The following is a 9,437-nucleotide window of genomic DNA, read 5'->3' on the forward strand; positions in this document are numbered from 1 at the left end:
GGTACGACGAGGCGTCGGTGCTCGCCTCCGGCACCACCGATCTCGTGGAGGCCGCGCCCGGTCCCGGCGAGGTCGCCATGTCGCGCTCCACCCGGGTGCCGCCCCGGCTCCAGGGGCTCGCGTTCACCGGCGCAGGCTCGCTGTGGCACGTCTCCTCGCGGATCTCGTGCGGTCTGGTCCACCGTGGCGGCCGGGCGCGGGACTTCGTGCCCGGGGCCGAGGACTTCGCGGTCACCGGCCGCTCGATCTGGGTGGTCAGCGAGGCCAGCTCTTCGCCGTACCGCGATCCGGGTGGTGCGCTCGTGCCGCGACTGCTGCGCCTCGACCGGTCGGCCGTCCTCGCGGGCGGCCCGCCCACCTGCGAGTTCTGAGCCTCGTCAGGTCGCGGGGAAACCCGCACCTGCGCGTGTCCTGCGGGGAACAGGGGAGCGCGCTACCTACCCTGAGCCTTGGGTCGGACCAGTGCCTGCCCACTTCCCCGTACACACGCAACTCCTGCGAGGCAGCGCGCATGGCTTCTAGTTTCGTCGGCCGCGACATGGCCGTGGACCTCGGCACCGCCAACACGCTGGTCTATGTCCGCGGCAAGGGCGTGGTGCTCGACGAGCCGTCCGTGGTGGCGATGAACACCACCACCGGCGAGGTGCTCGCGGTCGGTCACGAGGCCAAGCGGATGATCGGGCGCACCCCCGACAACATCGCCGCCATCCGACCGCTGAAGGACGGCGTGATCGCCGACTTCGAGGCGACCGAGCAGATGCTGCGCTACTTCATCCACCAGGTCCACCGCCGCCGCTACTTCGCCAAGCCCCGCATGGTCATCTGCGTGCCGAGCGGCATCACCGCGGTCGAGCAGCGTGCGGTGAAGGAGGCCGGCTACCAGGCCGGCGCCCGGCGGGTCTACATCGTCGAGGAGCCCATGGCCGCCGCGATCGGCGCCGGGCTTCCCGTGCACCAGGCGACCGGCAACATGGTCGTCGACGTCGGCGGCGGCACCACCGAGGTCGCCGTCATCTCGCTCGGCGGCATCGTGACCAGCTTGTCCATCCGCACGGCCGGCGACGAGCTGGACGCCGCGATCGTGACCTGGATGAAGAAGGAGCACTCCCTGATGCTGGGGGAGCGCACCGCCGAGGAGGTCAAGATGACCCTCGGCTCGGCCTTCCCGAGCGCCCAGGAGCCCGAGGCCGAGATCCGCGGTCGCGACATGATCACCGGCCTGCCGCGCACCGTGGTCGTCTCCGCAGCCGAGGTCCGCCAGGCCATCGAGGAGCCGCTGCACGCGATCGTCGACGCCGTGCGCGCCACGCTCGACCAGACCCCGCCCGAGCTGGCCGGCGACATCATGGACCGCGGCATCGTGCTCACCGGCGGCGGCGCCCTGCTCCGCGGCCTCGACGAGCGCCTGCGTCACGAGACCGGCATGCCGGTCCACGTCGCCGAGGACCCGCTGCTCTCCGTGGCCCTGGGTGCCGGCCGCTGCGTCGAGGAGTTCGAGGCGCTCCAGCAGGTGCTCGTCTCCGACGCGAGGCGCTTCTGATGGCCCTCGACCACCACCGCGAGCGTCGTTGGGGGAGCGCCGACCGCACCCCTGGTCGCGGACAGCCCCCGCGCGCGCTCGTCGTCGCCCTGCTCCTGGCATGCGCGACCCTGATCACCCTCGACTACCACGGTGGCTCCGACTCACCCGTCGAGCCCGTCCGTCGCGCCATGGGCGAGGTCTACGGGCCCGTCGAGGTCACCGCCGCCGCCGTCGTGCGCCCCGTCGCCGCGATCCCGCGCTGGTTCACCACCCACGACTCGATGCGCTCCGAGATCGACGACCTCGAGGCCGAGAACGCCGCGCTGCGCCAGCAGGTCAACACCGCCGGCTACGACCGCAACAAGCTCGCCGAGTACGACGGGCTGACGGCCGCCGCAGGCACCCTCGGCTATGCGCTGGTCCCGGCCCGCGTCGTGGGGATGGGCCCCTCGCAGTCCTTCTCCAGCACCGTGACCATCGACGCGGGTGCCCGCTCCGGCCTGCGTCCCGACATGACGGTCGTCAACAACGACGGCCTGGTCGGACGCATCCTGCGGGTCACCGCCACCACCGCCACCGTCCTGCTCCTCATCGACGCCGACTCGGTCGTCGGCGGGCGCGTGGGCGAGAGCATGGAGATCGGGATGCTCCACGGCCGCGGCGTGCTCGGCGACGAGGGCCGCCTCGACCTCGACCTGATCGACGAGTCGGTCGTGCCCCGCAAGTTCGACACCGTCGTCACCTGGGGCAGCGAGAGCGGTGCCCCCTACGTCGCCGGTGTGCCGGTCGGTCGCATCTCCACCGTCTTCTCCAACCTGCGCGACTCCTCGCAGCGCGCGGTCATCGAGCCGTTCGTCGACTTCGGCGCCCTGGACCTCGTCGGCGTCGTCGTGCCCTCGGGCACCTCGAGCGACCGCGCCGTGATCGAGGCCGACGGGAGCCTGCGGTGACCTCCGTGCGTGCCCTCCTCGCCGTCGCCGCGGTCAGCCTCGCGCTGGTCCTCCAGGTCTCGGTGTTCTCCTACGTCTCGTGGCAGGGCGTCGTGCCCAACCTCGTGCTCCTCGTCGTCGTCGGTGCCGCGCTGGTGCGGGGCTCGCAGTTCGCGATGCTGCTGGGCTTCGGCGCGGGCGTGCTGCTCGACCTCGCACCTCCCGCCGACCACGTGGCCGGTCGCTGGGCGCTCGCGCTCGTGGTCGTCGGCTACGTCGCCGGTCGTGTCGCCCTCGACATCAAGCCCACCGTCACCGCCGCGCTGGCCACCGTCGCGGCCTCGTCGTTCCTCGGCACCTCGGTCTTCGCGCTGAGCGGTCTGCTGCTGCGTGACCCGCCGCTCACCGTGCCCGACCTGCTCCAGGTGGTCGGCATCAGCGTGGTCTGGGACCTCGTGCTGACGCCGTTCGTCCTGCCGCTGGTGATGGTGATGTTCCAGCGGCTCGAGCCCGAGCGGGCGATGCCGTGACCTCCGCCCGACCGCAGCCCGCCCAGCGCAGCAAGCTGCGCCTGGTTGTCCTGCAGGCCCTGGTGTTCTCGCTGTTCGCGACCCTCTTCGTCCGGCTCTACTACCTCCAGGTGGTCTCCGGCGACGAGTACACCGCGCAGGCTGCCGCCCAGTCGGTGCGCGAGATCGTCGTCCAGCCCCAGCGCGGCCTGATCGTCGACGACCAGGGCCGCCCGCTCGTCACCAACCGCACCTCGTGGGTCGTCTCGGTCGACCGCACGGTTGTCGACAAGATGACCGACGGCGTGCGCGCCAAGCTCGTCGAGCGCCTCGGTCGCGTCGTCGGCGAGCGCGCGAAGCGCATCGAGAAGCAGCTGGTCACGTGCGGTGAGGAGGGCAGCGTCTCCGGCCTGTGCTGGAACGGATCGCCCTTCCAGGCCGTGCCCGTCGCCCAGGACGTGCCCCAGGACGTCGCTCTGCGCATCCTCGAGCAGCCCGAGGACTTCCCGGCCGTCGTGGTCGACCAGCAGACCGTGCGCTCCTACCCCCAGCCCTTCGGCATCAACCTCGCCCACGTCCTCGGCTACCTCAGCCCGATCACCGAGGAGGAGTACGACACCGCGCAGGACGACGGCGACCGCTCCGTCAACGGTGCCTCCGCAGTCGGTCGTGCCGGCGTCGAGAGGCAGTACGACCGGTGGTTGCGCGGGATGCCCGGCTACCGCTCGGTCGCCGTCGACTCGATGGGTCGCGTGCTCGGCGACGACGGCGAGGTCGAGAGCCAGCCCGGCGACACGCTCGTCACCTCCATCGACGCCAAGGTCCAGGGCGTCGTCGAGACCCAGCTCGAGGAGGCGATCGCGGTCGCCCGCGCCACGCGCGACACCGTGACCGGCAGGAACTACGTGGCCGACTCCGGCGCCGTCGTGGTGCTCGAGGCCGACACCGGTCGCGTGGTCGCGATGGCCAGCCAGCCGACGTACGACCCGGGCCTGTGGGTCGGGGGCATCACCAAGAAGCAGCTTTCGCGGCTCTACTCGGAGGCGGCCGGCACGCCGCTGCTCGGCCGCGCCACCCAGGGCCAGTTCGCCCCCGGGTCGACGTGGAAGCCGTTCATGACGGCCGGTGCGCTCAGCAACGGCTACAGCACCGACACGATGCTCAACTGCTCGTCCTTCCTCAGCGTCGGCAACCGCGACTTCAAGAACTACGAGTCCGGCGCCTACGGCTACATCAGCTTCGCCAAGGCGCTCGAGGTCTCCTGCAACACCTTCTTCTACCGCGTCGGCCTCGACTACTGGCAGCGCTACGGCTCGGACGTCGCCGACGTCGACGCCCGTGACCCGCTGGTCGAGGAGGCCAAGAAGTTCGGCTTCGGTCGAGAGACGGGCATCGACCTGCCCGGCGAGGCGTCGGGCCGGATCGCCGACCGCGCCTGGAAGCGGGCCTACTTCGAGTCGCAGAAGGACTACTACTGCGACCTTGCTGCCAAGCCGCAGGACGCCGACACCTCCGACTTCGTCTACCTCTTCGCCCGCGAGTTCTGCGTCGAGGGCTACGCCTACCGCGCCGGCGACGCGGTCAACTTCGCCATCGGCCAAGGCGACACGATCGTCACACCGCTGCAGCTGGCCAGGGCCTACGCAGCGATCGCCAACGGCGGCACGCTCTACGCCCCGCGCATCGGCAAGGCCGTCGTCAGCTCCGACGGCACCGTCATCCGCAAGATCGCCCCCAAGAAGGTCGGCCAGGTGAAGGTGCCGGACGGCGTCTTCGGCTACATCGACGACGCACTCAAGGGCGTCACGCGTCAGGGCACGATGGCCTGGCGAATGGTCGGCTTCCCCCTCGACGAGGTCGTGATCCGCTCCAAGACCGGCTCCGCCGAGGTCTACGGCAAGCAGTCGACCTCGTGGGTCGCGTCCTACTCCGACGACTACGTCGTGGTGATGATGGTCAGCCAGGGCGGCACCGGCTCGGGCACCTCCGGACCCGCGATCCGCAAGATCTGGGAGTCTCTCTACGGCGTCACCGAGGAGCAGGTCCGCCCCTCCGACGCAGCCATCCCCGGGGTCACCCCGCCCCAGGGCCTGCCGACCTTCCGGCGTGACGGCTCGATCCTGCCCCCGGCGACGGAGAAGCGATGACCACCACCAGCATCCGTCCCCCCGCCCGTCCTGCCGGTCGTCCTGCCGGTCGCTCCGCGGGCCGCTCCACCAGTCGGCTCAGCCAGGTCAACGGCATCGACTGGGTGCTGATGGGCGCGGTGCTCGCGCTCACCGTGCTCGGCGCGCTGCTCGTCTGGTCGGCCACCAGCAACCGTGAGGACCTCACCGGCGGCGACTCCTCGGCCTACCTCGGCAAGCAGGTCATGAACGTCGCCATCGGGCTGGTCCTGATGGTGACCGTGATGGCCACCGACCACCGCTGGGTGCGGATCCTCACGCCGCTGGTCTACCTCGCCTCGGTCGTCGGCCTGGTGCTGGTGCTGACGATGGGCTCCACGATCAACGGCTCGCGCTCGTGGCTGATGGTCGGTGGGATGTCCATCCAGCCCTCGGAGCTCGCCAAGCTCGCCGTGGTCGTCGGCATGGCGCTGGTGGTCGCGGAGCGCGCCGACGCGCGCTGGCGCACGCGGGTCGGGACCGTCGACGTCTTCGCGATGCTCGGCGTCGCCGCCGTGCCCGCCACGCTGATCATGCTCCAGCCCGACCTCGGCACGATGCTGGTCCTCTCGGCCACCGTCTTCGGCGTGCTCGCGGCCTCCGGTGCCCGGCGCCGCTGGCTGGTGCTGCTGGCCGGCGGGGGCGTGGCCGCGGCCGTCGCCGCCGTGGGTGCCGGTGCGCTCAAGGCCTACCAGGTCGACCGCTTCCTGGCCTTCACCAACCCCGACCTCGACCCGCGGGGCGCCGGCTACAACGTCGAGCAGGCCCGCATCGCGGTCGGCAACGGCGGGCTCTTCGGCCAGGGCCTCTTCGACGGCTCGCAGACCCGCTCGGGCTTCGTGCCCGAGCAGCACACCGACTTCGTCTTCACCGTCGCCGGCGAGGAGCTGGGCCTGGTCGGGGCCGGCCTGCTGATCGGGCTGCTCGTGGTCGTGCTCTGGCGCGCGCTGTCGATCGCGGCCCACACCGACGACGTCTTCGGTCGGATCGCCGCTGCCGGCATCGCCTGCTGGTTCGGCTTCCAGGCCTTCCAGAACATCGGCATGTGTGTCGGGATCATGCCGGTCACCGGTGTCCCGCTGCCCTTCGTGTCCTACGGCGGCAGCTCGATGTTCGCCGGGATGCTCGCGGTGGGCCTCCTGCAGAACATCCACCTGAGGGCGATCTCCGCCCCGGCCGCTCGCATGACGCCGACGCCCGGTGTGCTCGTCAGGTCCTGAGCCTGTCCGGCCGACTGGTCACGGCTGCATCGACAGGAAGAGGAACGTGGCGAAGAGCACCAGGTGCACGAAGCCCTGGAGCGCCTTGGCGCGCCCCTGCACGACGGTCAGGCCGGAGACCACGACGGTGATCGCGAGCAGCACCATCTGGGTCGGCTCGAGGCCGAGGGTCAAGGGGCCGTCGATCCAGATCATCGCGACCGCGATCGTCGGGATGGTCAGCCCGATCGAGGCCATGGCCGAGCCGAGGGCGAGGTTGAGGCTGTTCTGCACGCGGTCGCGGGCGGCGTTGCGCAGCGCGGAGATCGACTCGGGGGCCAGCACCAGCAGGGCGATGACGACACCGACGACGGCGTAGGGGAAGCCGAGGCTCCTCACGCCGTCCTCGATCGTGGGGGAGAGCAGCTTGGCCAGCCCGACCACGGACACCAGGGACATCACGAGCAGACCGGCGCTGAGCAGGGCCTCCTGCTGGCTGGGCGGGTCGGCGTGCCCGTCCTCGTCCTCGTCGAGCAACCCGGTCACGAGACCCTGCTCATCGCTGGAGACGGGGAGGAAGAAGTCACGGTGCCGGATGGTCTGGGTGAAGACGAACGCGCCGTACAACGCGAGCGAGGCGACGGCGGCGAAGGCCAGCTGCGCGGCGGAGTACTCCCGGCCCGCAGCCGACGTCGTGAAGCTCGGCAGCACCAGGCACACCGACGCGAGCGTGATCACCGTCGACAGCGCCGACCCGGTGCCGGCGGCGTTGAAGCTGACCAGGTGGTGCTTGGAGGCGCCGACCAGCAGCGAGATGCCGACGATGCCGTTGAGCGTGATCATGATCGCCGCGAAGACGGTGTCGCGGGCGTAGGTGCTGGTGCCCTCGCCGCCGCTGGTCATCAGCATGACGATCAGGCCGACCTCGATCACGGTGACCGCGATGGCCAGGATCAGCGACCCGAAGGGCTCCCCGACCTTGTGCGCCACGACCTCGGCGTGGTGGACGGCGCAGATGACCGCGGCGACCAGCGCGGCCGCGATCAGGACCAGCACGGGCCAGGACTCGTGGCTCGCCCAGGTGGCAGCCAGGACGACGAGCGCCACGATCGGCACCGCCACGGTCCACTGGAAGCGGCCACGGATCGTCGTCGCTGTCATGCGGCCACCCTACGAAGCGCCGTCGGATCAGAGGTTCTCACCCTGCGCCGTTAGTCTGGAGCCCATGTCCGCCAGCGTCTTCCCCCGTCTCGAGCCCCGCCTCTCCTCGGTCTCCAAGCCGATCCAGTACGTCGGGGGCGAGCTCAACTCGACCGTCAAGGAGTGGGACTGCGCCCCGGAGGGCGAGACGGTCCGCTGGGCGCTGATGTATCCCGACGCCTACGAGGTCGGCCTGCCCAACCAGGGTGTCCAGATCCTCTACGAGGTCCTCAACGAGCGCGACTGGATCGTCGCGGAGCGCACCTACGCGGTGTGGCCCGACATGGAGGCCATCATGCGCGAGGACGGCATCCCGCAGTTCACCGTCGACGCGCACCGCTCGGTGAAGGACTTCGACGTCTTCGGCCTGAGCTTCTCCACCGAGCTCGGCTACACCAACATGCTCAACGCCCTCGACCTCGCCGGCATCCCGCTGCACGCCGCCGACCGCACCGACGCCGACCCGGTGGTGCTCGCCGGCGGCCACGCGGCCTTCAACCCCGAGCCCATCGCCGCCTTCGTCGACGCCGCCGTGCTCGGCGACGGCGAGGAGGTCGTGCTCGCGATCTCTGAGGTGGTCCGGGAGTGGAAGACCGAGGGACGCCCCGGCGGAAGGGACGAGCTGCTGCGCCGCCTCGCCGTCACCGGCAACATCTACGTCCCCCGCTTCTACGACGTCACCTACGCCGCCGACGGCACCATCGAGGCCGTCGTGCCCAACCGACCCGGCATCCCGCACCGCGTCACCAAGCACACGCTGATGGACCTCGACGCCTGGCCCTACCCGCGCAAGCCGCTGGTGCCGCTGGCCGAGACGGTGCACGAGCGCTTCTCCGTGGAGATCTTCCGCGGCTGCACCCGCGGCTGCCGCTTCTGCCAGGCCGGCATGATCACCCGACCGGTCCGGGAGCGGTCGATCGAGACCATCGGCGAGATGGTCGAGAACGGCATCCGGTCGACCGGCTTCGAGGAGGTCGGCCTGCTGTCGCTCTCGAGCGCCGACCACACCGAGATCGCCGACGTCGCCAAGGGCCTGGCCGACCGCTACGAGGGCACCAACGTGTCGCTCTCGTTGCCCAGCACGCGCGTCGACGCCTTCAACATCAACCTCGCCAACGAGTTCTCCCGCAACGGTCGCCGCTCCGGGCTCACCTTCGCGCCCGAGGGCGGCAGCGAGCGGATGCGCAAGGTCATCAACAAGATGGTGACCGAGGAGGACCTGATCCGCACGGTCTCCGCGGCTTACTCCCACGGCTGGCGCCAGGTGAAGCTCTACTTCATGTGCGGCCTGCCCACCGAGACCGACGAGGACGTGCTCCAGATCGCCGAGCTCGCCAAGCGCGTCATCGCGGAGGGTCGCGCGGTCTCCGGGCGCAACGACATCCGCTGCACGGTCTCCATCGGCGGCTTCGTCCCCAAGCCGCACACGCCTTTCCAGTGGGCCTCCCAGCTCGACCACGAGACCACCGACGCCCGCCTCAAGCAGCTGCGCGACATCGTGCGCGAGGACAAGAAGTACGGTCGCGCCATCGGCTTCCGTTACCACGACGGCAAGCCCGGCACGATCGAGGGACTGCTCAGCCGTGGCGACCGCCGCGTCGGCGCCGTCATCGAGCAGGTCTGGCGCGACGGCGGCCGCTTCGACGGCTGGAGCGAGCACTTCTCCTACGACCGCTGGCTCGAGGCGTCCACGACGGCTCTCGCCGGGACCGGCGTCGACCTCGACTGGTACACCACCCGCGAGCGCACCTACGACGAGGTCCTGCCGTGGGACCACCTCGACTCCGGCCTCGACAAGGACTGGCTCTGGGCGGACTGGGAGGACGCCATCGACCCGTCGTCCGAGGTCGAGGTCGAGGACTGTCGCTGGACCCCCTGCTACGACTGCGGCGTGTGTCCCGAGATGGGCACCG

Annotated in this window: 8 protein-coding genes; 7 read left to right on the plus strand and 1 reads right to left on the minus strand. The window is 70.7% G+C overall.

Annotated elements, in window-relative coordinates:
* The 6 genes from RMN98_RS13270 to rodA all read left to right on the plus strand — a co-directional run.
* Positions 1-371 (plus strand): hypothetical protein (locus tag RMN98_RS13270; RefSeq protein WP_309649291.1); only part of this gene is annotated, 371 nt, incomplete at its 5' end.
* A gap of 140 nt (positions 372-511) precedes the next feature.
* On the plus strand, positions 512-1,540 hold the full coding sequence (locus tag RMN98_RS13275) for a rod shape-determining protein (RefSeq protein WP_309649292.1): 1,029 nt from the start codon (positions 512-514) through the stop codon (positions 1,538-1,540).
* On the plus strand, positions 1,540-2,472 hold the full coding sequence (gene mreC / locus RMN98_RS13280) for a rod shape-determining protein MreC (protein ID WP_309649293.1): 933 nt from the start codon (positions 1,540-1,542) through the stop codon (positions 2,470-2,472). The genes RMN98_RS13275 and mreC overlap by 1 nt, the downstream gene beginning before the upstream one ends.
* On the plus strand, positions 2,469-2,981 hold the full coding sequence (gene mreD / locus RMN98_RS13285; protein WP_309649294.1) for a rod shape-determining protein MreD: 513 nt from the start codon (positions 2,469-2,471) through the stop codon (positions 2,979-2,981). Before mreC ends, mreD begins: the two co-directional genes overlap by 4 nt.
* On the plus strand, positions 2,978-5,107 hold the full coding sequence (gene mrdA / locus RMN98_RS13290; protein ID WP_309649295.1) for a penicillin-binding protein 2: 2,130 nt from the start codon (positions 2,978-2,980) through the stop codon (positions 5,105-5,107). The genes mreD and mrdA overlap by 4 nt, the downstream gene beginning before the upstream one ends.
* Positions 5,104-6,345, plus strand: a complete 1,242-nt coding sequence (rodA, locus tag RMN98_RS13295) for a rod shape-determining protein RodA (RefSeq protein WP_309649296.1) — start codon at positions 5,104-5,106, stop codon at positions 6,343-6,345. Before mrdA ends, rodA begins: the two co-directional genes overlap by 4 nt.
* An 18-nt stretch (positions 6,346-6,363) precedes the next feature.
* Here rodA and RMN98_RS13300 read toward each other — a convergent pair whose 3' ends face one another.
* Entirely contained in the window at positions 6,364-7,485 is a 1,122-nt protein-coding gene (locus RMN98_RS13300) for an ionic transporter y4hA (protein ID WP_309649297.1), read from the minus strand.
* A gap of 64 nt (positions 7,486-7,549) precedes the next feature.
* Between RMN98_RS13300 and RMN98_RS13305 the strand changes: the two genes are divergently transcribed.
* On the plus strand, positions 7,550-9,437 hold a 1,888-nt coding region (locus tag RMN98_RS13305; RefSeq protein WP_309649298.1), incomplete at its 3' end, for a TIGR03960 family B12-binding radical SAM protein.

Origin of the sequence: Nocardioides sp. (genome assembly GCF_031397825.1) — a bacterium.
GTDB lineage: Bacteria > Actinomycetota > Actinomycetes > Propionibacteriales > Nocardioidaceae > Nocardioides.